Genomic DNA, 255 nt, shown 5'->3' with positions numbered 1-255 from the left:
ATCCACGGTGTGCGAAAAACTGGGGCGCAGCTGTTTGAGCTGGGGTTACAGGCCGTGTTAGATCGCGGTTATCAACTGAGTGACTTTCGCTATATTTTACCCCACCAAGCAAATGGCCATATCGACAAGCTACTGAGTAAGGCACTTAACTACCCACAGTCGCAAATTATTAATGATGCCAAGCAGTTAGGTAACTTAGGGTCGGCAGCCATTTGGTTGAGCTTTGCCAAGCTCTTACAAAGCAAGCCCTTAGAG

The 255-nt window shown here is 47.8% G+C and carries 1 protein-coding gene; it reads left to right on the top strand.

Features of this window, described 5'->3' with window-relative positions:
• Positions 1-54: 54 nt before the first annotated feature.
• The coding region (locus Q4528_RS14800) for a 3-oxoacyl-[acyl-carrier-protein] synthase III C-terminal domain-containing protein (RefSeq protein ID WP_303522425.1) at positions 55-255 on the top strand (201 nt) is incomplete at its 3' end.

Origin of the sequence: Staphylococcus pasteuri (assembly GCF_030547725.1) — a bacterium.
GTDB classification, from domain to species: Bacteria; Bacillota; Bacilli; order Staphylococcales; family Staphylococcaceae; genus Staphylococcus; species Staphylococcus pasteuri.
Note: the sequence above shows the minus strand (reverse complement) of the source record. Positions and strands in the feature narration are given on the sequence as shown.